Source organism: Paenarthrobacter sp. NPDC092416 (genome assembly GCF_044755025.1).
Classification (GTDB): domain Bacteria; phylum Actinomycetota; class Actinomycetes; order Actinomycetales; family Micrococcaceae; genus Arthrobacter.
In genome coordinates this window covers 1-25,243 of record NZ_JBIVQG010000002.1, presented here as the reverse complement: position 1 = coordinate 25,243, position 25,243 = coordinate 1, and the positions used below count along the sequence as shown (strand labels likewise).

General features: G+C 63.2%; 25 protein-coding genes. 11 read left to right on the top strand and 14 right to left on the bottom strand.

The annotated features are described in order from the left end of the window. Positions 1–33: 33 nt before the first annotated feature. Both ACIQC5_RS04375 and ACIQC5_RS04370 read right to left on the bottom strand, forming a co-directional pair. Complete coding sequence (locus ACIQC5_RS04375; protein WP_400278747.1) at positions 34–657, bottom strand: DUF3027 domain-containing protein; 624 nt, start codon at positions 655–657, stop codon at positions 34–36. An 8-nt stretch (positions 658–665) separates the two neighbouring features. Further along, complete coding sequence (locus ACIQC5_RS04370; protein ID WP_400278746.1) at positions 666–1,049, bottom strand: cold-shock protein; 384 nt, start codon at positions 1,047–1,049, stop codon at positions 666–668. 237 nt (positions 1,050–1,286) lie between these two features. On the opposite strand from ACIQC5_RS04370, the gene ACIQC5_RS04365 reads away from it, so the two are divergent. From ACIQC5_RS04365 to ACIQC5_RS04345, 5 genes are all read left to right on the top strand, one after another. After that, a complete protein-coding gene (locus tag ACIQC5_RS04365; RefSeq protein ID WP_400278745.1) occupies positions 1,287–1,502 on the top strand; it encodes a hypothetical protein in 216 nt (71 codons plus the stop codon). A 54-nt stretch (positions 1,503–1,556) separates the two neighbouring features. Beyond that, positions 1,557–4,025, top strand: a complete 2,469-nt coding sequence (locus ACIQC5_RS04360) for a helicase-associated domain-containing protein (protein ID WP_400278743.1) — start codon at positions 1,557–1,559, stop codon at positions 4,023–4,025. Positions 4,026–4,035: 10 nt separating this feature from the next. After that, the gene (locus ACIQC5_RS04355) at positions 4,036–5,679 is read left to right on the top strand and encodes a DNA repair helicase XPB (RefSeq protein WP_400278741.1); all 1,644 of its coding nucleotides are present in this window, start codon (positions 4,036–4,038) and stop codon (positions 5,677–5,679) included. A 200-nt stretch (positions 5,680–5,879) separates the two neighbouring features. Continuing rightward, positions 5,880–6,353 carry a hypothetical protein gene (locus ACIQC5_RS04350; RefSeq protein ID WP_400278739.1) on the top strand — a complete coding sequence of 158 codons (474 nt, stop codon included), beginning with the start codon at positions 5,880–5,882 and terminating at the stop codon, positions 6,351–6,353. 12 nt (positions 6,354–6,365) lie between these two features. Then, positions 6,366–8,654, top strand: a complete 2,289-nt coding sequence (locus ACIQC5_RS04345; protein WP_400278737.1) for a multicopper oxidase family protein — start codon at positions 6,366–6,368, stop codon at positions 8,652–8,654. A gap of 3 nt (positions 8,655–8,657) precedes the next feature. On the opposite strand, the gene ACIQC5_RS04340 is transcribed toward ACIQC5_RS04345, so the two are convergent. Further along, the gene (locus ACIQC5_RS04340) at positions 8,658–8,885 is read right to left on the bottom strand and encodes a hypothetical protein (protein ID WP_400278735.1); all 228 of its coding nucleotides are present in this window, start codon (positions 8,883–8,885) and stop codon (positions 8,658–8,660) included. A 154-nt stretch (positions 8,886–9,039) separates the two neighbouring features. After that, a complete protein-coding gene (locus ACIQC5_RS04335) occupies positions 9,040–9,966 on the bottom strand; it encodes a LysR family transcriptional regulator ArgP (protein ID WP_400278733.1) in 927 nt (308 codons plus the stop codon). A 68-nt stretch (positions 9,967–10,034) separates the two neighbouring features. Here ACIQC5_RS04335 and ACIQC5_RS04330 point away from each other — a divergent pair, with 68 nt between their 5' ends. The 4 genes from ACIQC5_RS04330 (at position 10,035) to ACIQC5_RS04315 (ending at position 13,391) form a co-directional block, all read left to right on the top strand. After that, positions 10,035–10,679, top strand: coding sequence for a LysE/ArgO family amino acid transporter (locus tag ACIQC5_RS04330; protein WP_400278731.1), 645 nt, complete (start codon positions 10,035–10,037; stop codon positions 10,677–10,679). 87 nt (positions 10,680–10,766) lie between these two features. Next, the gene (locus ACIQC5_RS04325; protein WP_026543233.1) at positions 10,767–11,477 is read left to right on the top strand and encodes a response regulator transcription factor; all 711 of its coding nucleotides are present in this window, start codon (positions 10,767–10,769) and stop codon (positions 11,475–11,477) included. A gap of 2 nt (positions 11,478–11,479) precedes the next feature. Then, a complete protein-coding gene (locus tag ACIQC5_RS04320; protein ID WP_400278729.1) occupies positions 11,480–12,925 on the top strand; it encodes a sensor histidine kinase in 1,446 nt (481 codons plus the stop codon). A 175-nt stretch (positions 12,926–13,100) separates the two neighbouring features. Then, on the top strand, positions 13,101–13,391 hold the full coding sequence (locus tag ACIQC5_RS04315; protein WP_400278727.1) for a WXG100 family type VII secretion target: 291 nt from the start codon (positions 13,101–13,103) through the stop codon (positions 13,389–13,391). 70 nt (positions 13,392–13,461) lie between these two features. Here the strand turns inward: ACIQC5_RS04315 and ACIQC5_RS04310 are convergent, their stop codons facing one another. The 5 genes from ACIQC5_RS04310 to ACIQC5_RS04290 all read right to left on the bottom strand — a co-directional run bounded on the left by ACIQC5_RS04310 (position 13,462) and on the right by ACIQC5_RS04290 (position 18,135). Further along, complete coding sequence (locus ACIQC5_RS04310) at positions 13,462–14,601, bottom strand: RNase H family protein (protein ID WP_400278725.1); 1,140 nt, start codon at positions 14,599–14,601, stop codon at positions 13,462–13,464. A gap of 252 nt (positions 14,602–14,853) precedes the next feature. Then, complete coding sequence (groL, locus tag ACIQC5_RS04305; protein ID WP_400278724.1) at positions 14,854–16,479, bottom strand: chaperonin GroEL; 1,626 nt, start codon at positions 16,477–16,479, stop codon at positions 14,854–14,856. Positions 16,480–16,781: 302 nt separating this feature from the next. Beyond that, positions 16,782–16,985 carry a cold-shock protein gene (locus ACIQC5_RS04300; RefSeq protein ID WP_216926027.1) on the bottom strand — a complete coding sequence of 68 codons (204 nt, stop codon included), beginning with the start codon at positions 16,983–16,985 and terminating at the stop codon, positions 16,782–16,784. 147 nt (positions 16,986–17,132) lie between these two features. After that, positions 17,133–17,750, bottom strand: a complete 618-nt coding sequence (locus ACIQC5_RS04295) for a LytR C-terminal domain-containing protein (protein WP_400278721.1) — start codon at positions 17,748–17,750, stop codon at positions 17,133–17,135. A 49-nt stretch (positions 17,751–17,799) separates the two neighbouring features. Next, the gene (locus ACIQC5_RS04290; RefSeq protein WP_400278719.1) at positions 17,800–18,135 is read right to left on the bottom strand and encodes a DUF3263 domain-containing protein; all 336 of its coding nucleotides are present in this window, start codon (positions 18,133–18,135) and stop codon (positions 17,800–17,802) included. A 107-nt stretch (positions 18,136–18,242) separates the two neighbouring features. Between ACIQC5_RS04290 and ACIQC5_RS04285 the strand changes: the two genes are divergently transcribed. Next, entirely contained in the window at positions 18,243–19,010 is a 768-nt protein-coding gene (locus tag ACIQC5_RS04285) for a uracil-DNA glycosylase (RefSeq protein ID WP_400278717.1), read from the top strand. 52 nt (positions 19,011–19,062) lie between these two features. Then, positions 19,063–19,905, top strand: coding sequence for a siderophore-interacting protein (locus ACIQC5_RS04280; RefSeq protein WP_400278715.1), 843 nt, complete (start codon positions 19,063–19,065; stop codon positions 19,903–19,905). 115 nt (positions 19,906–20,020) lie between these two features. Here the strand turns inward: ACIQC5_RS04280 and ACIQC5_RS04275 are convergent, their stop codons facing one another. The 5 genes from ACIQC5_RS04275 to ACIQC5_RS04255 all read right to left on the bottom strand — a co-directional run. Beyond that, the gene (locus tag ACIQC5_RS04275; RefSeq protein ID WP_400278713.1) at positions 20,021–21,508 is read right to left on the bottom strand and encodes a threonine/serine exporter ThrE family protein; all 1,488 of its coding nucleotides are present in this window, start codon (positions 21,506–21,508) and stop codon (positions 20,021–20,023) included. Between the two features lie 27 nt (positions 21,509–21,535). Then, positions 21,536–22,849, bottom strand: coding sequence for a peptidoglycan bridge formation glycyltransferase FemA/FemB family protein (locus ACIQC5_RS04270; protein WP_400278712.1), 1,314 nt, complete (start codon positions 22,847–22,849; stop codon positions 21,536–21,538). 107 nt (positions 22,850–22,956) lie between these two features. Beyond that, positions 22,957–24,045: a lipid II:glycine glycyltransferase FemX gene (locus tag ACIQC5_RS04265; RefSeq protein ID WP_400278710.1), complete on the bottom strand. Its 1,089-nt coding sequence runs from the start codon at positions 24,043–24,045 to the stop codon at positions 22,957–22,959. Between the two features lie 143 nt (positions 24,046–24,188). After that, on the bottom strand, positions 24,189–25,010 hold the full coding sequence (locus ACIQC5_RS04260) for a DNA/RNA non-specific endonuclease (RefSeq protein WP_400278709.1): 822 nt from the start codon (positions 25,008–25,010) through the stop codon (positions 24,189–24,191). Positions 25,011–25,048: 38 nt separating this feature from the next. Next, positions 25,049–25,243, bottom strand: a 195-nt coding sequence (locus tag ACIQC5_RS04255) for an L-serine ammonia-lyase, iron-sulfur-dependent, subunit alpha (protein ID WP_400278707.1), incomplete at its 5' end; no start/stop codon positions are given.

Here is a 25,243-nt window from a genome sequence, read left to right as displayed (position 1 = left end):
CTTCGATGTGTTCACCCCGTCGTCCCGCAACGCTTATTCAGCCCCGGTTTCGTCGGAGTCGTCAGAATCGTCGTCGGGGCCCTCGGCGTCATCAGCTTCGTCAGACTCTTCGGAGTCAGCTTCCGCTGCGTCGTCCTCTTCAGCCTGCACTGCTTCCTCGGTGACTTCCCCCACGGTTTCTTCCACCAAGGGCGTCTCGTCCTCGGGCCGGACACGCTTGGCCCACGGCACCCATTCCGGTGCCAGGATGGAATCCTCCGACGGCAAGAGGCCGAGTTCACTCACAGTCACAATCTTGGACCGGGAGTTGCGGGTCACCACGGCATACCACTGCCAGCCCAGGTAACCGCCGAGCCGTGACTCGAAGAGGTGCGTGACCACGCGGTCGCCCTCCGAGCGGGCCCCAATGTGCGGGCCCACTTCACCGGGGTTCGCGATGCCTTCAACTGCTGTTCGTGCGACGTCGACGGCGTCAGCCAGGAAGGCGTCCGGCTTGCCGGTGCGCCACACCGGGACGCCGGCACGCGGCTTGGCCGCGGCGGGCTTCCGCGCGGGGGCGACCCCGGTTCCAGGAGCCTGGGCAGCGGCAGTCGCGTCCCCAGGACTTGCCTGGGCGTCCCTTCCGGCCTGCGTATCCTGTGCGGATTCCGATGTCATGACAGTTCCTAGGCTTCCAGCTCGTCGGCAACCTTGCGCAGGGCCATGCCAATAGCCTTGGCCTTGTTGCCTTCGGGATACTTTCCTGAAGACAACGTACCTGACAGGTTGTCGAGGACCGTGACGAGGTCCTGCACCAAGGGCGCCAGGTCCTTGGCGTTCATGCGCTTGGCCTTGGCGATGGACGGCGTCTTTTCCAGGACGCGCAGTCCGAGCGCCTGGGCACCGCGGCGGCCATCGGCAACGCCGAACTCCACGCGGGTACCGGCCTTGAGTTCCGTTACGCCCGCGGGGAGCGACGTCTTGGGCAGGAATACTTCCTGGCCGTCTTCGGCCGCGAGGAATCCGAAGCCTTTTTCCTTGTCATACCACTTGACCTTGCCGGTGGGCACGTAATCAACCTTCTTCGTTCTTGCTTGGGAGACACGTCGGGCCGTCACCGCATCCACAGGTTTCTGCGGGATCGAGGGTGGCAGCCCGGTCCGTGTTGGTCTGTTCCTCCAAGGTTATCCTGCCGGACCCCCTATTCCCGCTTTAGGGCGTTCGCGTAGAGCAACCGACACCGGGCGGCCAACTCCGCAGACAGTTCCGGCGTATCCGTGACAAGGGCTGCTGCTAGCGTTATTGGCATGACTTCCCCGGGCTACCGCCGTCCCCTCATGATTGTCGCCGCCGCCATTGCCATCTTGTCCCTGGCCGCCGTCGGCACGGTCATCGCCATCGCCTCCACAGGCGACGCGGCCCCGGTGTGGATCACCTCCACGGCTCTTTACGGGTTGCCTGTGGCCTTCATGTTGGGGGCAGTTCTGGTGCTCGACGCCATCCGGCAGCGACGACGCCAGTAGGACCACCATCCCCGGAACAGCCATGATTACCCCGGTGGCGGTAACGTTGGATTGATGTCCCTTATTCGCGCGCTCAGCAAGGACCTGGAAGCGCGCAGCGACGATTCGCTGCGGGCCCTTTTTGCCGCGCGACCGGACCTGATATCGCCGGTAGCTCCTGACTTTGCAGCTTTGGCGGCGCGGGCCAGCGCCCGTGTCAGCGTGCAAAGGGCCCTGGAACGGCTGAACAAGCCCGAGATGCAGGTTCTGGAAACCCTGCACCTGTGTACCAACGCAGATACCGGCCACAGCGTTTCTGCCGCGGGCTTGAAAAAGGTGGTCGCCGGGTCCACCCTCTCGGCGTTGGACCCGATCCTGGCCAAGCTCCAAATGCTGGCACTGGTGCACCGGGCGGACCCGCCCGCCGGGACGCCAACCTCCACCTCGCGACAACGCTTCTACCTTCCCGTGGGCAGCCTCAAGGACGTCATTGGCATCTACCCTGCCGGCCTGGGACGGAGCTACACCGAACTGGTCCGGCTCCAGCCGGCCTTCGCCCAGCGCGTGGTGCAGTTGGTCAGCGAGCTCCACCACTTCGGTCTCGGGGTCCATCCCGCCAGCACCCCCATGGACGCCGCCCTTTCCCTGCAGCGGTGGACGTCCAGTCCGGAGGGCCTCCGCGAGATTCTGGCTGCGGCGCCGGAACGAACCCGGGGTCTGTTGGACAAATTCGGCAGCTGGGCCATGGGCGCTGTCCCCCAGGCACAACGCCGGGCCTCAGTGACGCACGAGAGCGCCGATGTTGGGCCCGTTGATTGGCTTTTGGCGAGGGGGCTTCTGGTTCCCCTGGATGCCGGCCACGTCGAGCTTCCCCACAGCGTGGGCATTGCCCTGCGCGGCGGGGCAATCGTGGACGATTTCACCTTGAAACCGCCCGTGCCCGAGCTCGGTCACACGAGTGCTGCCCTGCGACGCAACGCCGCCATGGGTGCCATCGCCGAGACGCTGCGGTTGACCGGGGAACTCCTGTTCGCGGTACGTGAGCAGCCCTTGGCAACATTGCGCAGCGGCGGCGTGGGAGTCCGCGAACTCCGCCGGCTCGCCGAGGCCATGAGGTGCGGAGTCCACGAAACCGCGATCCTGCTTGAGCTCTGCGCCCTGTCCGGCCTGCTGCGACTGGACGTGGATAGTTCCACCTGGGTCCAGCCCCCGTCACTTGAATGGCTCGCCCTGCCGCGGCAGGAGCAATGGCTCTGGCTGGTCAACGCCTGGCTCGCCAGTGAACGTGCTCCCTCGCTCGTGGGCCAGCCACTGACCGGACCGGCCTCTGCGTCGGCAGCCCATCAAGGCGCTGCCGGAACCACCATTAACGCGTTGTCCGCCGAAGCCCAGCGGCCAGACGCGCCGGTGGTCCGCCGTCGAATCCTGGAAATTCTGGACGAGCTCACCATCGAGGCCGGGGCGACAGACGGCAAGGCGCCCGTCCTTGATGCGACTGCCGTGCTGCAGCGGGCTGAGTGGACGCAGCCGCGGATGTCCCGACGCTTCAGCTCGCTGGTCCGCGGCATTCTCGAGGAAGCCACGTTGCTTGGCCTGATGGGTTCCGGCGCCTTCACGCAACTGGGTGCGGCCATCGCCGCCGGCCAGCCGGAGGAAGCACTGACCATTCTTGGCGAGCATCTGCCCGCCGCCGTGAACCACATCCTCCTGCAAGCGGATCTCACCGCCGTGGCACCCGGCTACCTTGCGCCGGCGCTCAGCGAAACGCTGCTCCTCATGGCCGACGCGGAGGGCCAGGGGCCGGCGTCCATCTACCGGTTCTCTGCCGAATCCATCCGGCGGGCACTTGACGCCGGAAAGGACGCAGAAGCGCTGTTGGCCTTTCTGCGGGAACACTCGGCCACGGATGTCCCGCAGCCGCTGGCCTACCTCGTGCAGGATACGGCGAGCCGCCATGGCCGCCTGCGCATCGGGACGAGTGCCAGCTTCATCCAGAGCGATGACGAATCCGCCATTGCCGACCTCCTGCATGAGCCCGGAACCTCTGCGTTGAGCTTGGTGCGGATCGCACCCACCGTGCTGACGTCGTCGGCCAGCCCACGCGAGACTGCGCGTGTTTTGCGTGAGCTGGGATTGTCGCCTTCCGTGCAGGAGGCGGAGACCGCCGTCGTTCGCTTCAAACGGACCACGGCGGTACCTGGCAGCGCCCGCCCTGTCTACACGGCTCCAAGGACCGCGCCACCGGACGACGACGTCGAAGCCCAGCTGGGCATCCTCCGGCAGCATCGCAGCGTCCCGGCTGATGTGACGGGCGAAGCGTCCACGCAACTGGGATTGGAAACCCTCCAGAAGGCCATCCGGCTGAAACAGCCCGTGACCATGAACGTCGTAGACAGCCTGGGGAATTCGAACACCGAAACCGTGGTTCCAGTGAGTGTCTCCGGTGGACGTGTCAGGGTCTTCGATCCCGGCAAGGAAACGGAACGGGTGTTGTCCATCCACCGCATCATAGACGTCGAACCAGCAGGAGAACTGCGCACGTGAGGAATCAAGAGTGACCGACGGTCCCCTGATCGTACAAAGCGATAAGACCATCCTGCTGGAAGTAGATCACGAGCTCGCCACCGAGGCCCGGCACGCCATTGCTGCTTTCGCGGAGCTGGAACGAGCGCCGGAACACATGCACAGCTACCGGCTAACGCCGCTGGGGCTGTGGAACGCCCGCGCCGCAGGTCTCGACGCCGAGCAGGTACTGGACACCCTGCTGAAGTACTCCCGATTCCCGGTGCCGCACTCCTTGCTGGTCGACATCGAAGAGACCATGTCCCGCTACGGCCGGCTGCGACTGGAAAAGGATCCCCAGCACGGATTGGTCATGCGCACCGACGACTACCCTGTGCTCGAGGAAGTCATCCGCGCCAAGAAGATCGCCCCCTTGCTGGGCCCACGGATTGACGGCGAAACGGTGGTGGTCCATTCCTCGCAACGCGGACAATTGAAGCAGCTCCTGCTCAAACTCGGTTGGCCCGCGGAGGACCTCGCCGGTTACGTCGACGGCCAACCACACCTCATCATGCTCAACGAAAGCGGCTGGCAGCTGCGCCCGTACCAAAAGTTGGCCACCGAGAACTTCTGGGCCGGCGGCAGCGGCGTCGTCGTTCTTCCGTGTGGTGCCGGTAAGACGCTGGTCGGCGCGGCAGCCATGGCGACGTCGTCCACCACCACCTTGATCCTGGTCACGAACACGGTGTCAGCCCGGCAGTGGAAAGACGAACTGCTCAAACGGACCTCGCTGACCGAGGATGAGATCGGCGAATATTCCGGTGCCGTGAAGGAAGTCCGGCCCGTCACCATTGCCACCTATCAAGTCCTGACCACCAAGCGCGGTGGTCTCTACCCGCACCTTGAACTCGTGGATGGGCACGACTGGGGACTCATCATCTACGACGAGGTCCATCTCCTGCCCGCCCCGATCTTCCGCATGACCGCTGATCTCCAAGCCCGCCGAAGGCTCGGGCTCACGGCAACGCTGGTTCGTGAAGACGGACGCGAAGGCGAGGTCTTCAGCCTGATCGGCCCCAAGCGCTACGACGCCCCGTGGAAGGACATCGAGGCACAGGGGTACATCGCGCCGGCAGATTGCGTTGAAGTCCGCGTGGATCTCCCCCGCGACGAACGCGTGGCCTATGCCATGGCCGATGACGCAGACAAGTACAGGCTGTGCGCGACGTCTGAGACCAAGACGCAACTGGTTGAGCAGCTCGTCGCGGCACACAAAGGCGAACAACTGCTGGTGATCGGCCAGTACATCGATCAGCTCGACGAGATCGCCGAACGCTTGGACGCTCCACTGATCAAGGGAGAGACCACGGTCAAGGCTCGGCAACGGCTCTTCGATGCCTTCCGCAAAGGCGAGATCCACACCTTGGTGGTGTCCAAGGTGGCGAACTTCTCCATCGACCTCCCGGAGGCGTCAGTAGCCATCCAGGTCTCGGGATCCTTCGGTTCCCGCCAGGAAGAAGCGCAGCGTCTGGGCCGTCTCCTTCGCCCGAAGCAGGACGGACGTGCCGCGCGCTTCTACTCACTGGTTGCCCGTGACACGCTGGATCAGGACTTCGCTGCCAAACGCCAGCGGTTCCTCGCCGAACAGGGCTATGCGTACAGGATCATGGACGCGAAAGACGTCGGCAAGGTCTAGCCCGCGGCTTTGTTCGTCAGGCCCCTTGCTATTATTCTCCAGCGACTTTACGATTCCTACAGAAGCTTTCCGCCCACAAAGGCTGCCCCTGGTCCAGGCAGCCCGGCGGCCAGCCGTCGGCATGGGGGTAACCCGAAGCCAGGGAGCCGGCGGTTCATAGGCCTTGAAGAATCTGTGAACACCGTGCCAGAGGACTCCCTATGCGTAAGACTCTCCTGGTCCTGGCGGCCATCATCCTGCTGTCCTCGCTTGCCCAGCTGTTCTTTGCTGGCTACTTCCACTTCCAGAACACCATCGAATCCCAGCGTGAGGCGGGCGTCTGGCACGTCATGAACGGGCAGTTCGTCCTCCGCTACGCCGCGCTGCTGGCTGTCATTGTCGCTGCCTTGGCACGGGCGGGCTCGCGGACCATCTGGCTCGCTGCCGGCATCTTCCTGCTGACCTGGGTCCAGTTAATGATCTTCATCATCGGCGGCATGCTGACGGGCTCCTCTGAAGACTTCATTACGCCGTCCGGCTCATGGGTGGCCTCGATCCACCCGATGACCGGACTGCTGATCATCTTCATGTCCTATTGGCTGTTCAACCGGGCACGCGCGGCAGCCCTCAACCCACAGCCCTTGCCTCCGAAAGCTGCAGCATCGGATGCCTCAGCGTCATCCTCCACGGCCTGATCATCAGCGGCTGTGAATACTTCACAGCTGTTGGCGGTGGATCTTGTGCTGGCCATTCTTGCGGCTGGTGCTTGGATCGCGGCCGCATGGTTGGCCGCGATGGTTCCGGTTCATGACACAGAGATTCTGAACGGTTCGGAGCGTTCGGAGCTTTTGAACCGGTCAGAGGGTTCGACAGGTTCGGGGGCTTCGTCGGGTTCGAAGGGTTCGGCGTTTTCGGACGCTTCGGCCGGCGAATCGCCAGCCGTGGGGTCGCTGCGCCGGCTCGACCTGGCGCTGCTGGCCATGGTTGTCGCATTGGCAGCCACGGCAGGGCGCTATGCATTGCTTCCCGCTTTGGTGGCGGGCAGTTGGTGGTTTGCCAGCGAACGAGCAACCATCAGCATGCCTTTGACCGCCATCCCCGCGGTTGGGGCCGCGATGGCCGGTGTTCCGTACTTGCTGAGGAGACGGAACACCGGCTTCACGCGTCCGGAAGTTAGGCGTCCGGAGCGTGTCGCCCAGAGCACCGACGTGCATGCCCCATCCGGCCGGCATACCAGGGAATGGGCGGTGCTCGGCATGGTGGCCGCAGCGGCGTCCGCAGTTGGCTCCTTGGCGGTGATATTCGTCCTGGGCCCGTTCCCGGCTCTGTGGACCATTGCGGTGCTCCTCTTCCTCATCGGCGGAGCGGTGTTACTGGCCAAACTCGTGGTGTTCCCCCGTCCGGCGCGAAGGACCCCCGACCCCAGCCCAGCCACTCCCACCGGCTCGATCCCAGTCAGTTCGGCCAGCTCCACCTCAGTCGTTTCCGTGGGTGCTGTGACAGGTTTCGCCGGCCCCGTCCGGCGCAGGCGTCCGACGACCGCGGCAGCAGTCGCCGGGCTCATGGCCTGTACCGTCCTGGGTTCGGGCACCTTTGCCTGGCTGGGCAGCCGGGCCGCGGATGGTGCGGTGATTACCGCCGTCGGGCATCACAACGGTGCCATCACCGCAACCGTCGCAAACCCGACGCCGGTGACCAGCCTGGTGGGGAATGTTCCAGCGAACGCGGTGGTCAGGCACTACGAACTGACGGCTCGGGTGGAACAGGTGACCCTGCCGTCGGGGCAGTCAGTCGAGGCCTGGACGTTCGGTAGCGTCCCTGGGCCGGCCATTGAAGCCCAGCTCGGTGAGGTGGTGGAGGTTGAGCTGAAAAACAGGGATATCGTCCCTGGCGTCACGCTGCATTGGCACGGCTACGACGTTCCCAATGCCATGGACGGAGTGGCCGGAGCGACGCAGGACGCCGTCTTGCCCGGGCAATCCATGACGTACCGCTTCGTGGCTGCGCAGTCGGGCACTTATTGGTACCACACGCATCAAGACTCCGCCGAGGGCGTCCGCAAAGGCCTCTACGGCACATTCGTCGTGCACGATCCCACCATGCCGCGCGCAGACGCGGACATCGTGGTGGCCGGGCACGACCTCAGCGGTCTGGGGATGCTGGGCTCCTCAGACCGTAGCAGTGAGCATGCCGTGGTGCCGGGCTCCACGGTCCGGCTGCGGCTCATCAACACTGATTCGTTGCCACAGCGCTATCTGTTCGGCGGCACGTCGTTCAAGGTTGTGGCGGTCGACGGAACGGAGGTGAATGAACCGGAGGACGTTTCAGGGAAACTGCTGCGCCTCGGAGCCGGCGGCCGCATGGATGTTTCCTTCACCATGCCGGACGCGGCGGTGACGCTACGCTCCGATGCTGCGACCAGCGCCGTCGTCGCGCTTGCGCCGCCGGGGTCAGCGGCATCTTTACCGGACAGGCCGCCGGCCGCTGTGTTCGCGACAACGCCGGAGCTGGATCTGCTGACCTACGGGAAACCAACGGCCGCGGCCTCCTCCCAACACCCCGTGACCCGCGAAGAGGTTGTGGTGCTGGACCGGCAATTTCGCTTTGTAGATGGCGTCCCCCGCTACGCTTTCACCGTCAATGGCGCCGCGTATCCCTTGGTGCCGGCAATTGAGGTCGCAGAGGGTGACACTGTGAAAGTGACCATCGTGAACCGGACCGCCGAGCCGCATCCCATGCATCCGCACGGTCACCACGTGCTGGTACTCAGCCGCAACGGAGTGGCGCCCAGTGGTTCCCCCTTGGTCCTGGACACAGTGGACGTGCTGCCGGGAGAAGTGTGGGAAGTGTTGCTCCATGCGAATAATCCGGGCATCTGGATGGACCACTGCCACAACCTGGACCATGCGGCCGAAGGCATGATGATGCTGTTGAAGTACGAGGGCGTGTCATCACCGTTCGTGCACGGCGGCCACTCGCACAACCGGCCCGAGTAGGACTCAGGCCACCAGGCGGAGGTGATGGTGGATGTCCACGCGCTCTACGATCGCCCAGCATTCCGCATCGCGCAGTTGGAGACTGGCAAAGCGTTCGGCGGCAGCGAGGTCCGCGAACTCCTCAACCCTGACAGGGCCGGTCTGGGAGTCCGAGTAGCTGACGTGATATTCGTACGCGTCCTCGGGAGCCTGCTGGTGTGGGGCGCTTGCTTGAGCTGTTTGTTGTGCCATGTTTCAAGTGTGGAACCGGGCACTGACAATTTTGTGGTGCCCGGCGGCGTGTTCGGACATTGGCTCCTCCGTCGAGCTCGTGGGAAGCCGTCAGCATCGCCGGAACCTTCCGTGCGAACGCAAAGGGTTCCTGCGAACTCACGCTCCGGCACTCTCAGGGCTGGAGGAGGAACTCGGCCGACACCTCCCGGACGGTCGAACTCAGCACATCCAACACGTTCGACGCCGTCCGCCACCGCTGCCAATAAAGGGGCACGTCAAAGGGCCGGTCCGGAGCCAGCTCAATCAGTCGGCCTGCCTCAATGTCCGGCCCGCACTGGACTTCCGGAATCAGGCCCCATCCCAGCCCTAGCCGAATGGCGTCTCCAAAGTCCTGCGAGGCGGGGACATAATGGCGGGGTCCGCGGCGCTCCGGAACGTGGCTTTTAGCGAACGAGGAAGACCACGATTCCACGAAAGCCCACTGATACGTGTCCTTCCGGTCAAAGTCCACAGTGGGCGCGGTGTTCAGCGCGGCAGCGTCCAGGCCGTGGGGGAAATCCGGGAACCACATCTTCACAAACTCCGGCTGGGCCACAGCGCGGTACCGCATTACACCGAGGCTCTCCACACGGCAGCCCTGGACGGGGTCCGGGGTCGCAGTTACTGCGGCCATCACCGTGCCGGACCGCAGGAGCCCTGTGGAGTGCTGCTCATCGTCGCGATGAAGGTCGAAGGTGACATTGAGGTCCACGGGAACACGGGAGAGAGCTTGCAGGAACCACACTGCCAACGAGTCGGCGTTGACCACAATGGGCACAGCCAGGCGGGCGCCGTCGGAGCTCAGTCCCAACTCCCGCCCGGCGTCAGCCTCGAGCTGGGCCACCTGGCGGGCGAGGCGGAGGATCACTTCCCCGGCTTCTGTGGCTTGAACCGGGTTGCTCCGCTGCAGGAGGACCCTGCCTGCCGACTGTTCGAGGGCTTTGAGTCGTTGGGACACTGCCGACGGCGTGATGTGCAGGAGCCGGGCAGCGGCATCCAAGGTGCCTTCCGAAAGGACAGTTGAGAAGGTCAACAGTTGTTCCGACGGGAAATGGGACATAAGAACATCTTATGCAGCATCAGAATCTTTAGCTGGTCTAAAGACAGGAGCGCGCATAGTTTCGATAGGTGACTTCTCCTGACATTCTCACTTCCGCAGGCCTCGGCCTGGCCACAGGCTTGGCGTTGATCGTCGCGATCGGCGCTCAAAACGCCTTCGTTCTCCGCCAAGGAATCCGCGGCGAACACGTCGGCGCAATCGTGGCCGTCTGCGCCCTGTCCGACGCCGTCCTGATCGCGGCTGGGGTACTCGGCACCGGCGCCCTTATCACCGCGGCGCCGCTCGCCGTCGTGATTCTCCGCTACATTGGTGCCGCGTTCCTGGTCACCTACGGCATCATGGCCGCCCGCCGCGCGTTGCGTCCGCAAGCGCTGACGGCAGCAGACAAACCTTCCGGAACAGCTAACGACGGCGGTGCGAAACGCGGCCTTGCGGCTGCCGTGACCACCATCCTGGCCTTGACGTGGCTCAATCCGCACGTGTACCTCGACATTGCCCTGCTCGGTTCGATTGCCAGCGCCCAAGGGACGTCGCTGCAGTGGTGGTTCGGCGCCGGGGCCATGCTGGGGAGCATCCTGTGGTTTTGCTCGCTGGGATTCGGCGCGCGGTTGCTTCGGGGCTTTTTTGCCCGTCCGGCGTCGTGGCGAATTCTGGACGGTGGCATCGCGGTGACCATGGCTGGACTGGGCGTGGGCCTGGCCTTGGGGAGCTGAACCTCCCATCCCGCACCGGCAAGCCGTGCAGCCCGCTCACATCCGACATCCAGATAACTCACAGAAACTGGGAGCATCATGGATGTCATGAAAAAGAACGGCCCCGAAGCCAAGCTCCTTGTCGTCGATGACGAACCCAACATCCGCGAGCTTCTCTCCACGTCCCTGCGCTTCGCAGGTTTCGAGGTCGTGGCCGCGTCCAATGGTCGTGAAGCCCTTGCTGCTGCCGACCTCCATGCCCCGGACCTCGCGGTCCTGGACGTCATGCTCCCGGACATGGACGGATTCACGGTCACGCGCCGTCTCCGCGCTGCCGGCAAGCACTTCCCGGTCCTGTTCCTCACGGCGAAGGACGACACCGAAGACAAGGTCACCGGCCTGACCGTCGGCGGCGACGACTACGTCACCAAGCCGTTCAGCCTGGACGAGGTTGTGGCCCGTATCCGCGCCGTCCTCCGCCGAACCCAGCCGCTGGAGGATGATGACGCCGTAATCCGCGTCGACGACCTCGAACTCGACGACGACGCCCATGAGGTCCGCCGCGGCGGCACGGTCATTGAGCTCTCGCCGACGGAATTCAAGCTCCTGCGTTACCTGATGTTGAACCCCAACCGTGTGCTCTCCAAGGCCCAGATCCTCGACCACGTCTGGGAATACGACTTCAACGGTGACGCGTCCATCGTGGAGTCCTACATCTCCTACCTGCGCCGCAAGGTGGACATCGACCCCGATGCCGCAGCCCTCATCCAAACCAAGCGCGGCGTGGGCTACGTGCTGCGGACGGCAGAGAAGCGCTGACCTTGCTGCAACGCTGGAAATCGGCGTCCCTGAGGTCGCAGCTGGTAGCAATCATCATGGGACTGCTCCTCCTCGCCCTGGCTGCGACAGGGGCCGGGACACTTACGCTGGTGAAGAGTTATCTGCAAGGCCAGGTTGACGACAAACTCAAGGCCGCCGTCGCGCTTGCCGCCGATCAGCAGTCCTTCGACAAGCTGTCCGAGCCCAACCCGGCTGTGCCTACGGACTACTCCCTGACGTTGTATGTCCCGGGTCTCTCGCCGTACCCCTTCGGCGGCAGCCAGACGGACCGGCCGGCGATTTCGAACATCACCCCCACCGAAGCAAAAGCCCGCGGGAATGTGCCCTTCCAAGTAAGCGGGACAGCAGGCAGCAACTGGCGCGTCGTCGCCGTCGGTGTCGTTGCGAACGGCCAGAACGGCGTGGTCATCATCGGCCTGCCCCTGACACCGGTGGACAAAGTCATGGAGCACGCCGTGCTGGTGGTGGTGGGCGTTGGCCTGCTGACACTGGTGGCGGCCTTCTTCATCGCCACCTGGACTGTAGCCCGGTCCTTCCGGCCACTCGCCCGGGTGGAAAAGACCGCTGCAGCCATTGCGGCCGGCGACCTCTCGCGTCGTGTGGAAATCGACAACCCGCACACGGAGGTGGGCCGCCTTGGTGGCTCGTTGAACGCGATGCTGGCCCACATCGAAGCCTCGTTCGCAGCCCGCGCTGCCTCTGAGGGCCGTATGCGCCGTTTCGCAGCCGACGCCTCCCATGAATTGCGCACACCGTTGGTTACCATCCGCGGATTCTCCGAGCTGTACCGCCATGGTGCCTTGGCCACACCGGACGACGTCTCCATGGCAATGGGCCGGATCGAAAGCGAAGCCAAGCGCATGGGCTCCATGGTGGAAGACCTCCTCCTGCTGGCACGACTGGACGAGCAACGGCCCTTGCAGCTCAAGCCTGTGGATCTTCAGCTGCTGGCCCATGACGCCGTGGTGGATACCAAGGCCTCGTCCGGCAACAGGCGCATCACGCTCACTGGGCTCGGCGACTCCTCCCCAGGGCCGGCGCCGGTCCAGGGCGACGAAGCAAAGCTGCGGCAAGTCATCGGCAATCTGGTGGGCAACGCGCTGCGGTACACCCCGGAGGGCAGCCCCATCGAGCTGGCCGTCGGTGTCCGGACAACCCCCGAAGGCGCGGTCTCAGTCATAGAAATCCGCGACCATGGATCCGGCATTCCCGAGGAAGAAACCAACAAGATCTTCGAGCGGTTCTACCGTGCCGACACCTCGCGGACCCGCGAGACGGGCGGCAGCGGACTTGGCCTGGCGATCGTGGCTGCCATCGTTGGGTCGCACGGAGGTACTGTTCGCGTCCAGGAGACCGACGGCGGTGGCGCCACTTTGGTGGTCAGCTTGCCGTTCCACCAGGAACCAGCCGAGCTGCTGTCCACGTAGTGGCGGATATCCACGCAGCTGGGGATATCCACCTAGCTGAGTTATCCATGCGGCTGAGGTTATCCACATAGCGACGAAAGCCGGTTTCGCGACCGGAAGGGTCTGCCTAGGCTCGATGTTGTGGCCACCCACCTACCGCGCTTGAGCGGAACATCTTCGTCGAAAGGCATTACCTATGAGCGTCATTTCCGTCGACACCGAGCTGCTGCAGCTCAAGTCGTCGAACGTCAAGGCAACCGTTGACCGCATCAGCGGGGACGTCCAAACCATGAATCGCGGGCTGGAAGAGCTCCAAGCGACTTGGAAAGGCTCCGCTGCCACCAACTTCCAGTCCTTGGTTGTTGAGTGGTCCCTGACTCAACGCAAGGTGGAGGAGTCGTTGGCTTCCATCACGTTGGCGTTGGCGTCCGCCGCGGCAAGCTACGCAGAGGTGGAACAGGGCAACACGCAGCGCTTCTCGTACTAGCCCTCAATGAACCCCTGCGGGGTCGGCCAACTTCCCCCTATGCGCCGATCCCGCAGGACATTGGATTCCTTTACTTCTCGGGAGTGCCTTGGTGGAAACGGAGCCGCCACTGGCCCCGATCCAGCATCCAGACGGAGCTCCGGAGCGCAGAGCCCGAGCGGGCGAAGCTGCGATAGTTCAGCAGGATGGTGTTCTCGCTAAGGCGGTCTGCGCTGAGCAGCTCCAATTCGATGGGCTCGCCGGGGTCTTCCTCAAGCGCCATCATCATGGCGTCGCGGGTCCAGAAGCGGCCTGTACTGCCGATCTCCGCGAAGTCCGGGTGAAGCAGCACGCCGGTCCTGCCGATATCTGCACGAACATCGGGGCGCAGCAGCTCACGCTCCAAGGCCAGCACCGATTCCTCGGCCGAGACTTCCTGGCTTGCTACGTCGTCATCCAGCTCGCTGAAAAGATCAGCCTGCCCAAAAATGCCGGACTCGCCGAACAGGGTGGGTTCGGAATGGGGCATGGTGCTGCGCGCTGACCTGAGCGCCTGTGCCAAGGCAGCCGCGGGGGCTGGAGTACGCACTGGGGCGGATGCCTGCGAAGCTTTGGGAGCTGCGGGGGCTGGAGTACGCACTGGGGCGGATGCCGGCGAAGCTTCGGGAGCTGCAGCACGGCTCGTCTCCGGAGCTCGGCGTGGAACTTCGACTCCGCTCATCACGCCAGCACGATCAGGCACATCCGCTCCGTCAGAAACGGGGGCACCCGGGAATCCCGGTCCCGCCGGCACTGATGTCTTCTGCTGGAAAGCGGTGGCAACGGCCCGTGCACGTTCGTCTGCTGCCTCGTTGAGGTCGTGACCTGCGTGTCCTTTGACCCATTCGAAGGTGTACTTGCGCCCAACAATGGCCTGGTCAATGTCCTTGAGCAGGTCCACGTTCAGAACGGGCTTGCCATCGGCTTTCCGCCAGCCCTTCCGCTTCCAGCCCGGCATCCATTTGGTGATGCAGTTGATGACGTACTGGCTATCGCAAAGAATCCGCAGGTCCTCGTGCGGGATGTGTGCGGTGGACCGGAAAAGGTCCAGGACGGCCATCAGTTCACCCTGGTTGTTGGTTCCGTGGGGCCAACCTCCCGCGCGCCAACAGGAGTCATCTACGTACCAGGCCCAACCGGCCGGCCCAGGATTACCGAGGGCAGAGCCATCGGCGGCAGCAATAATCGTCATGTATTCAATCCTGCCAGACCTCACTGACACTGAAACCGTGCTAGCACACAACCAGGGGACAGCACTTTGTCGCTCCACAGTGGCTATGCGTGCTCACGGGAGCAAGATCGGTCCCCTACCGGGATGTTTAACGCCGACGGCGGCCCCACCCAAAAGGAGGGACCGCCGTCGTTTGCTCTAAAGCGTGGTGCTGGGCGCTGCATTGCTACAGCGACGTCATGCTACAGCGACGTCTTGCAACAGCTCAGGGGCTTAGAAGCCGCCCATGCCGCCCATGTCGTCGCCGCCGCCAGCCGGAGCGTTCTTCTCAGGCTTGTCGGCAACTACAGCCTCGGTGGTCAGGAACAGACCAGCGATGGAAGCAGCATTCTGGAGTGCCGAGCGGGTGACCTTTACGGGGTCGTTGACGCCAGCAGCCAGAAGGTCTTCGTAGACACCCGTGGCAGCGTTCAGGCCGTGGCCCGAAGGCAGGCCACGAACCTTGTCCACAACAACGCCCGGCTCGAGGCCAGCGTTGAAGGCGATCTGCTTCAGCGGAGCGTCAATGGCAACCTTGACGATGTTGGCGCCGGTTGCTTCGTCGCCCTGCAGGTTCAGGTTGGCGAATGCCTTGGCACCGGCCTGGATGAGGGCAACGCCACCACCAGCAACGATGCCTTCTTCAACGGCAGCCTTTGCGTTGCGGACAGCGTCCTCAATGCGGTGCTTGCGTTCCTTCAGCTCAACTTCGGTTGCGGCACCGGCCTTGATGACTGCAACTCCGCCGGCCAGCTTGGCCAGGCGTTCCTGCAGCTTCTCGCGGTCGTAGTCGGAATCGGAGTTTTCGATCTCGGCACGGATCTGTGCAACACGGCCAGCGATCTGGTCGGCGTCGCCGGCACCTTCAACGATGGTGGTCTCGTCCTTGGTGACAACAACCTTGCGGGCGGTGCCGAGGAGTTCCAGGCCAGCGTTTTCGAGCTTGAGGCCAACTTCTTCGGAGATGACCTGGCCACCGGTGAGGATGGCGATGTCGGCAAGCTGTGCCTTGCGGCGGTCACCGAAGCCCGGAGCCTTGACGGCAACAGACTTGAAGGTGCCACGGATCTTGTTGACGATGAGGGTGGCCAAGGCCTCGCCCTCGATGTCTTCGGCGATGATCAGCAGCGGCTTGTTGGACTGCATGACCTTCTCCAGAACCGTGACGAGTTCCTTCACGTTGGAGATCTTGGAGTTGACGATCAGGATGTACGGGTCTTCGAGGACCGTTTCCTGGCGCTCAGCGTCGGTGACGAAGTAAGCGGAGATGTAACCCTTGTCGAAGCGCATGCCTTCGGTAAGTTCGAGCTCCAGGCCGAAGGTGTTGGACTCCTCGACCGTGATGACGCCTTCCTTGCCCACCTTGTCCAGGGCTTCGGCGATCAGGTTGCCGATTTCCGGGTCACCGGCGGAGATGGAAGCCGTAGCTGCGATCTCTTCCTTGGTTTCGATTTCCTTGGCGGAAGCGAGCAGTTCGCGGATAACAGCTTCAACAGCCTTCTCGATACCGCGCTTGAGGGACAGCGGGTCGGCGCCGGCGGCTACGTTGCGCAGGCCTTCCTTCACCAGTGCCTGGGCGAGGACGGTTGCAGTGGTGGTACCGTCGCCAGCGACGTCATCCGTCTTCTTGGCAACTTCCTTGACCAGTTCTGCACCGATCTTTTCGAAAGGATCGTCCAGCTCGATCTCCTTGGCGATGGAAACGCCATCGTTGGTGATCGTGGGGGCGCCCCACTTCTTTTCGAGGACGACGTTGCGTCCACGCGGGCCGAGGGTGACCTTGACGGCGTCGGCGAGGATGTTCAGGCCCCGCTCGAGGCCGCGGCGTGCCTCTTCATCAAATGCAATGATCTTGGCCATAACGGCAGTAGTCCTTTCGGGACAGTCGTTAAGAAGGAACCTGTCAGATGGGGTGCCCGCGACGGACGGTTCTTTGCTTGCGGCCTCTGTATGCCCCGCGCTCCGGACCTCACCCCACCAAGGTGTTTCTTGATCCTCCCAGCCCCAAATACCGTCCGACACCAGACGAAGCCGGTGACGGAATTAGCAGTCGGAGCGCAGGAGTGCTAAATCAATAATTAGCACTCGACCGGGGAGAGTGCAAGCAGAGGCGCCATGATGGGCGACAAATAAAGGGTCGGTTCAGCGCTTAGCTGATCTGCTCAGGCTACGCGGACGCTTTCTGCCTGGGGGCCCTTCTGGCCTTCACCCAGTTCGAACTCGACGCGCTGGCCCTCCTCAAGGGCGCGGAAGCCTTCCATCTGGATTGCAGACCAGTGCACAAAGACGTCGTCGCCGGAGTCATCCACAGTGATGAAGCCGTAGCCTTTTTCGGCGTTGAACCATTTGACGGTTCCCAAAGCCATGATGCCCACACTTTCAAAGTAGCCAAGTCCGGTTGCCGGGATCTCCGTACCGGAATCAATCAACTGTAACCACAGTCACCATGCTGGCGCTGCCGTGTGGGGGCGGGCCAGCGGTTTTGTTATTGAGGCTTAACCGAGTTGGGCAGGTTACTGATATCCGGGTCCCACAACAACCACCACGGGCTGCTGGATTTCCGGGGATTCCACGATCGACTTGATGCCCAGAAGACTGCCCAGAGCATCGGCGTTGGCCTTCTGGGTGGGGCCGTTGTAGAAGATCACGGACGTCTGCTGCGGCAAGCCGCCCCAGTTGCCCACGGTGCCCAACGGCCAGCCATCGCCCTGGACGAGGCCCGCCACGCGGCTGGCCAGGCCGGCAGTCGCCGTGCCGTTGTACACCGAAATGACTGTGGTCTTGTCCACCGGTGCCGAGCTCGGCGTTTCGGACGGAACCCCGGAAGGCGACGTCCCCGGGCTTGGTTCGCCAGATGCAATGGGGGCGCTGCTCTCCGACGAACCGGGCGACGGCGTGGAGTCGCTCTGCTGGGGGGCGGGCGTCGAAACGCTCGACGACGCACCAGGTGCCACCAGACCAAGCCTGGGGAGGATCAGGAACGCTACCAGGCCGAGCACCAAGGCCACGGCGCCGACTGTAAGGACCGGCCACAAGGTGGGGCGGGCAGTTTCCTGGGCGTCACGGTGAACGCCCTGCCGGGACGTGTTCTGTGGGACCCGGTCGAATTCATCCCTGGCAAATTTGGTCATGGTGAAGCGTTGTCCTTGCTGGTTGCTGCTGAGAGATCAGCCTGGCGTTCTACGCGTCGGACCCCAAGCGGCGCGCAGTCCGCGCACGCTGGCGCGACGTACGTAGTCTACGCAGTCTCTTGACGAGCATGGGATCGTGAGCCAATGCGTCTTCGGTATCGATCAACGCATTCAGGATCTGGTAATAGTGTGTTGCTGACAGGTCGAACAGCTCACGGATGGCCTGTTCCTTGGCGCCGGCGTACTTCCACCACTGCCGTTCCAGGGCCAGCATTTGCTGGTCCCGCTCGCTCAAGGGCGAGTCGCTGCGGGTCTCGGCGGCAAGATCTTCGAAGGCCAACCCGGTGGCCTGCGGCGACAGGTGTTCCGGTGCGGGTTCTGCCACGGCACACTCCTTCGAGGCTCTGGGGGAAAATGTCCTACCCCCATGTTACGGGCGAATAACAACGCTGTCATTCGCAGGCGTGTCGCCGCGCGGGAGACAATAGCTGGGTGACTGGCGAGGAAGCACTCTTTGACCTTGAACCGGCGGCCGCCCCAGGTCCGGACTTCGAGGAACTGCTCCATCAACCCTTGGACCAGCTGATGGCCCCCGATTGGGCAGCCGCCCTGCGTCCGGTGGAGGGACAACTGCGCGACGCCCTTGGCTTCGTTTCCGCACAGTCGGCGAATGGCACGCTCGTCCTCCCCGCGGCCAGCAACTTGCTCCGGGCGTTCCAGGAGCCGCTGGCCGATGTCAAAGTGCTCATCCTGGGCCAAGACCCCTACCCAACGCCGGGACACGCCGTCGGACTTTCCTTCGCCGTGTCACGGCAAACGCGGCCTATTCCACGCAGCCTGGCCAATATCTACCGCGAACTCCATGACGACCTTGGCCTGCCGCCCCGCGTCCACGGCGACCTCAGCGCATGGACCGGCCAAGGGGTCCTGCTGCTGAACCGCGTCCTGAGCGTCGCGGCCGGAGCGGCAGGCTCGCACCGGGGTAAGGGCTGGGAAGCTATTACGACGGCGGCCGTCATCGCCGTCGCCAACCGCAAGGACGCCGCGGGGCACCCGAGCCCGCTGGTCGCGATTCTGTGGGGCAAGGACGCCGAAGCCGTCATTCCGCTGCTGGACGGGTCACCGGCGATCGTGTCGGCCCACCCCAGTCCGCTCTCCGCATCGCGCGGATTCTTTGGCTCCAAGCCGTTCAGCCGGACCAACGAGCTACTGCTTGCCCAGGGCTCCGAGGCGATCAATTGGGAATTGCCTGTCTTGTAATCTACGACTCACACCCAGCCACCATGCAGGGAATTAGCTTAGGCTTGCCTACATGACTGCCGCCCTTCCCGTGACTTCGTCCGCCAGCCGCAACACCCGGCCCCAGGTCAACCTGACGGTGCTCCGCAGGGAACAGCTCTCGCCCCACATGGTGCGGATCGTTGCCGGCGGCCCGGGCTTCAGCGACTACGCGAACAACGAATTCGTGGACCGCTACGTGAAGATCGTGTTCCCCCAGCCCGGCGTCGACTATCAATTGCCCTTGGACCTTTGGGCGATCCGCGAAACCATGCCGCGGGACCAGTGGCCCCACACCCGGACCTACACCATCCGCTGGGTGAACCTTGAGGCGCAGGAACTTGCCATCGACTTCGTAGTACATGGCGATGAGGGCCTCGCCGGTCCCTGGGCAGCTGCAGCGGAACCCGGCGACTCCTTGATTTTCACCGGCCCGGGCGGCGCGTACAACCCGGCACCCGACGCCGACTGGCACCTCTTTGCCGGCGACGACGCCGCCCTACCGGCCATTGCTGCGTGCATCGAAGCGCTCTCCCCTGACGCTCGCGGCCTGGCTTTCCTCGAGGTCGATACCGAGGCTGACATCCAGCCCATTTCCGCGCCCGTCGGCGTCGAGCTTCACTGGCTGCAGCGCAACGGAGTACCCGCCGGTTCCAGCGAAATCCTGTTGGACGCCCTTCGTGCCGCCGAATGGTTGCCTGGACGCGTGGACGTCTTTGCCCACGGTGAGCGCGGCTATATGAAGGGCCTCCGCGAGATCTTCTTCGCCCAGCGCGGGCTGGAACGCTCACAGGTTTCGCTGTCCGGCTACTGGGCCCAGGGTCGCGTGGAGGAAGTATTCCAGGCAGAGAAGAAACTCCCCGTGGGGCAGATCTAGCCGCTGGCTTGACCTGGCTGCCAGTCAGCAAAAGGGGCGCCGCTATTGCTGCGCCCCTTTTTTGTTCCCGTTTCCAGCGGCCGTTGTGCCGGTTTCCAGCGGCCGTCGTGGGTTTCTAGCGGCGCCTGACCCGGCGGCGCTCGTTGCTGGACAGGCCCTTGGTCAGCGGCCGTGCCAGGTTGTCGCCGAGCACAATGCCTGCGGCCACTCCCATGACGATCGCCGCGGCATTCAGCATGCCACCGGCACCCAACAGGATGTCGGCTTCTTCGACGGTCAATACATACATCGAACGGAATATAGTGAGACCGGGCAACAGGATCAATGCTGCCGGAACGGCCACCACCAGCTGGGGAGCACCGAGTTTCAAGGCCACTACCCGCCCGAGCAGGCCGATGACCACCGCTGAGACGGCGGGCGACAAGCGGTCCCCGAACCCGGCCGTGGTAGCGCCCCACAAGACGAAGAAGCCCACCAAGCCGACTGCCGCCGTCGGGAGCAATAGCCGCATCTGGGTCTGCTCGGTGACGCCGATGGCTACCACCGCGACGGCGATCAGGATGGCCTGGCCCCACAAAGGATACGCATCGGGGAATGTTTTGGTGACGTCCAGGACTTCGCTGCCGATCAGGGTCCCCACCACCACAGCGACGGCGATGCCTGCAACGATCGCGCCGAAGGTAAGCAGCGTGGAGAGGAACCGCCCGGCGGCCGTGACCGGGAAGCCGTTGATGGCATCCTGCACGGAGGAGACAAGCCTACCGGTTGGCAACAACAGCAGGATTCCACCTGCCACCACAATGGACGGCGCGATGTCCGCTCCTGCCCAACGCAGCATCAGCGCGATGAAGGTGACCAGGAAGGAGCATGCCATGGTGATAAAGAAGTCCGGTGTGCGCCAACGGCTGAGTTGCCGGGCCACCAGGCTTATGAGCAGGTTGGAGCCGAAAGCCAGTGCCGAAGCGCCGGGACCACCGCCCAGGACCCCCACGAACACGGCCGCAAACACGCCGAACGCCACAGTGACCATCCAGCGAGGGAAGGGTTTGGCGCTGCGGACGATGTCGTTGAGGCGTCGGACGGCTTCGTCGCGCCCCACTCCACCGGCCACGATGTCGGTCACCAGCTGGTGGACTTGGGCCAGGCCGGCGTAGTTGTTGGTCCAGGAGCGCACCACGCGGAGCAGCGTAATCGGGGTCTGGTCCTTCGGCGCGTAATTGATGGCCACCGACTGGTTGGTGATGTCCACTTCAACGTTCTTCAGCCCCAGCGCCGCCGTGACTGCAATCATGCTGGTCTCCACCTCCAGGGCGCCCGCGCCGTAACGGAACATGACTTCGGCCAGGTGAAGGGCGAAGTCGATGGTCTTTCGTGCCGAGGCATCCACGCCGACCACTTGGATGGTCGGGTTGGCGTACGGACTTCCCGCGAGCCGGTCCACGATGTTCATGGGCGCGGTGGGTGGGCTATCGCCTTGGACCAACCGCATCAGCATGCGTTTAGCATTGGCGTTTTGCCGGATTTGAGAGGGTCGCAGCGGCTGTGTCTTGGGCAAGCCGTCGGTGTGGGGCCTGCTGCCGGAGCCCTCTGGGCGGTCAGTCACGCAGTGTTCCTCCCTTGGCTTTGTTGATTAGTTCTTACTCCGGATCTTTCCCAGCAGTTTTCGTGCTTCCGGCAATTTTGCCAGTACCGTCTGGGCGGCTCCTGCAAGCCTCCTGGCCACGCGGTAGGCCGTGAATACCACGGGGTTCACGGGCGCAACGAAATCGCCGATCAACTGGACCACCTCACCGCCGAAGCCCTTCTTGAACTCGTAACCTCCATGGCCGGTCTCGTCCTGGCCCTGGATCCCGAATGTTCCATAGAAGTTGTAGCGGGAGTAGCCGTTGTTGAGGGCGTGCAACAACATGCCCCAATAGAGCGACGTTGCGCCGTTGAAGTAGATGTAGTCCTGCACCGTGCCGCCGATGACGCATACGAGTTCGTCGCCAGAGCATGCAAAGTGGATGGCAGCCACGGTGGCCACACCTACAGAGTCCGGGAAGCGCTCGATGTCCTTGAGGCTGCGTTCGTAGCTGTCCACGAGATCCTGGACTACCTTGACACGGTTGGCCTTCTTCTTGCTGCCGGTCTCCTCGACCTCCCGTTTGAGGTCCGCGAGAACCTTCGATTCAGCATCCAGGCGTTCGGTGATCGAGGCCCGGTACTCCGGGATGTTGATCTTGGCCATCATGAGCTTGGTGAACTCATCCGAGGTGTTGCGGAGTAGTTGCTCGTAGTACTCACGCTCGCGGTAGGTGAAGCCCTTTTCGTCACCGGCCGTGCTCAGCGCGTTGTAGAAGTCGTCCAGCGTTTCCAGCGTGGCCTGCTCCAGGTAAACGCCGTTCTTTTCGGCCTTCCGAATGGCCTTGCGCGTCCGGTAGTTCATGCCCATGATGAGCTCTTCTGAATCCGCGATCCCGTCGAGGGACTTGATGAACATCCAGTTGATGTTGGCAAAGTTCATGTCGAAGCCCTGGTGCTTGAAACCTTGGCTTTCCAAGGACTTCAGCAGTGGACGGTTGTCCTCTACTTCAGGGTGCTCCGCGCCCTCTTCGTCGCGGGCGATGTACCTCACGTTTGGCGAAATCCGCAGCTCCGCGGCCTTCTTTGAGGCAGCATGCTTCTTCAACTGTTCGACGACGAAACTCACCGCTGCGGCGTCGCTGTAGTCCATCAGTGGTCCCTTGGCGCAGTCACAGATCTTGTAACCGATCCGGTTCGCCGTGTAGACGAGCTTGCCGGCGGCGATCAGGCTGCCGCCACGTCTCACGCCAAAGAGTTCCACTTCCTGCCCTCGGGCGCGCTGGAAGCGCATGAGGTCCACTGACTGGATGAAACTGCCCTGCTGATGGCCCTTGGCAAAGGTCTCGAAGTCAGCGTCACTGAGAATCACGAATTCCATGTCGGTTCCAGCCTCGATCGGAGTCAAAGAAATTACCTCACCTAAGTAGATTTGCACCCGTTGGTGGCCGGGGCGGGCCTGAAGATTTGGCTGCTGGTCGCTGTCGGTCAGTAGAACTGGCCACCCGTTCGCATGGTTTCGAGGCGCCGGAAGATGCGCTCAGCACCCTTGAGCCACAGCTTATGCCGGACAGGTCCCAGGACGAGGTCATAGCAGCCAACGAAGTCGGTGACGGTTTTGGTGAAGCTCGTCTTGAACAACCCCATGCCGTACAGCGGGTGGGACTTGTCCTTGATCCTCGTTGCCGAAGGCGTGCCGCAGAAGTCGTACTCCACGCACCCCAAGTCCTGCATCCGCTGGATCGCAGCCCACTGGGCCAAGTGCGAATCACCATACTGCTTGCGGTTCTGGGTGGAACCGCCGTCCTTGTAGGTGGCCTTGGATCCGTAATTGATCACGAAGGCGCCTACGCTTGGCGCGCCGTCTTCGTAGACAAAGAAAAAGTGCCCTTGGCCGCGGCTGCAGAACTCTTCCCAGAATGTGGAGTAGTACTCATAGCTCCTCAGCGGCATTGCGCCCTTGGCGTTGACGGTGTTTTGCATCAGCGCATAAAGCTTGCGGTACGTTTCCTCGCCGGGCTCCTCCTGCAACACTTCGCAGCCTTCGCGTTCCGCCCGCCGAACAGCATTGCGGGCCCTCGACGAAATGTTCCGGAGCACCTCATTGGCTGGAGCCGAGATGTCCAGCAGCGCCGTGGAGTCGTTGGACTGGATGTTGGGTGCCTTCACCAAGCCGGCGCCGGTCAGCTGAGCGGCCACCTCCACCGAATCAATCACGTCCGGCTCGATCTTGATGGTGAAGACGTTCATCTTCTGTTCGCGGGCCAGCGCAGAGATGGCTGCAAGCATGGGCTTGATGTCCTCCACTGACGCCGCGTCCGGTCCCTTGATGAGATACCAGAGACGGCCCAGGACAGGGAACTTCTTCTCCAGGAGCAGGTTGTAGCTGGCATACTCCTTGGTTTCCAGAACCAGGTGGCGAACCAGCCAGCCGTTGCCGTCCTTGACCGCGGCGTAGGCGGCCGACTGCAGCATGTTGCCGCCGTTCGGATTGCCAGTGACGTGTTTGTCCCAGTTTTCGATTTCCTCGGCGGTGGCAAAGCGGGCGGTGAATTCTCGCAAGGTGGCCGTGTCCAATCTCAGGGTTCAGTGCAGTGTTCAAAGCGTGGTGCGCATGCGGACATGCAGCTTCAAGTCTATCGGGCCGGGAAAAATGGGCCGATTCGTCTATTTAGCCCGGATCTGCTGGAAACCGAGCGGTTGCGAGCCGTAGAGGCTACTTACAAACGGATCTGTTCCGGGCTCTCCAACTTGATGGCCTTAGGTTCTTTGCCGAGCTCCCGCTGGCCCTTGGTAAGGCGATCGGCATTGGTGAGCCGGCTGAGGCTGAGTCCGGTCAGGTCCGCAATCTGCCCAATGGGCACCTGGAATGTCCGGAACGGTCCCAACGGCGGCGGTTCGCCTTCCAGGAGCCGTTGATCGATCGCTTTTTTCAGTTCGACCTTGCCCAGCAATGGCGATTGGTCCAGCACAAAGCCGGCGGCGGCCAGCTTGGCATCGTTGGTCCAAACTACGATTTTCCAGAACTTCCGCGGAACCTGTACGCCCCTGTACGGGAGGTCGTCGTCGAGAAGAACGGGCCCGGTGAACACGGTGAGCTTGGCGTCGTACGCGTCCGCATGGCCCAGCACGTGGTCTTCAAGCCCTACCCACAGTTCCTTGCCCTGATTGAAGTCATCAACCTGTGGCGCGGCATTGGTGAACGCAAACGTGTCCTGGTTCGCTTTCTTGGCCGTTGCAGGGTCTCCCCACACTGGATCCAGCCGGCGGACCAGGTGTCCGCGGTCGAAGGCATTGTTCTTGTAAACGTCCGGGCCTGCCTGCTGCTCCTTGGGAATCCTGTCATCAAAGTGCCACGTCCCCTCACGAGCCAACGGACTCAGTTCCCTGCCACTGATGTTGACGCCCACAATCGCCGCAAGTTTCCGTGCAGCCCGAAAGCGCACGGAAAAATGCGTGTAATCCAACAGAATCGTCGTTGCCGACGGACTAGGCAGTTCGAGACGTGCCCTCAAGAAATCCTTGTCGTATCCCCCGCTCATGGATACAGCATGGCACTAGGGACTGACAGTAAAAAGGGTCAGCATTCGACGACGTTCACGGCCAGGCCGCCCATCGCGGTTTCCTTGTACTTGGAGGACATGTCCTTGCCGGTCTCGCGCATGGTCACGATCACCTCGTCCAAGGACACCCGGTGCGTCCCATCCCCCCACAACGCCATCTTCGCGGCATTGATCGCCTTCGCCGCAGCAATCGCGTTCCGCTCAATACACGG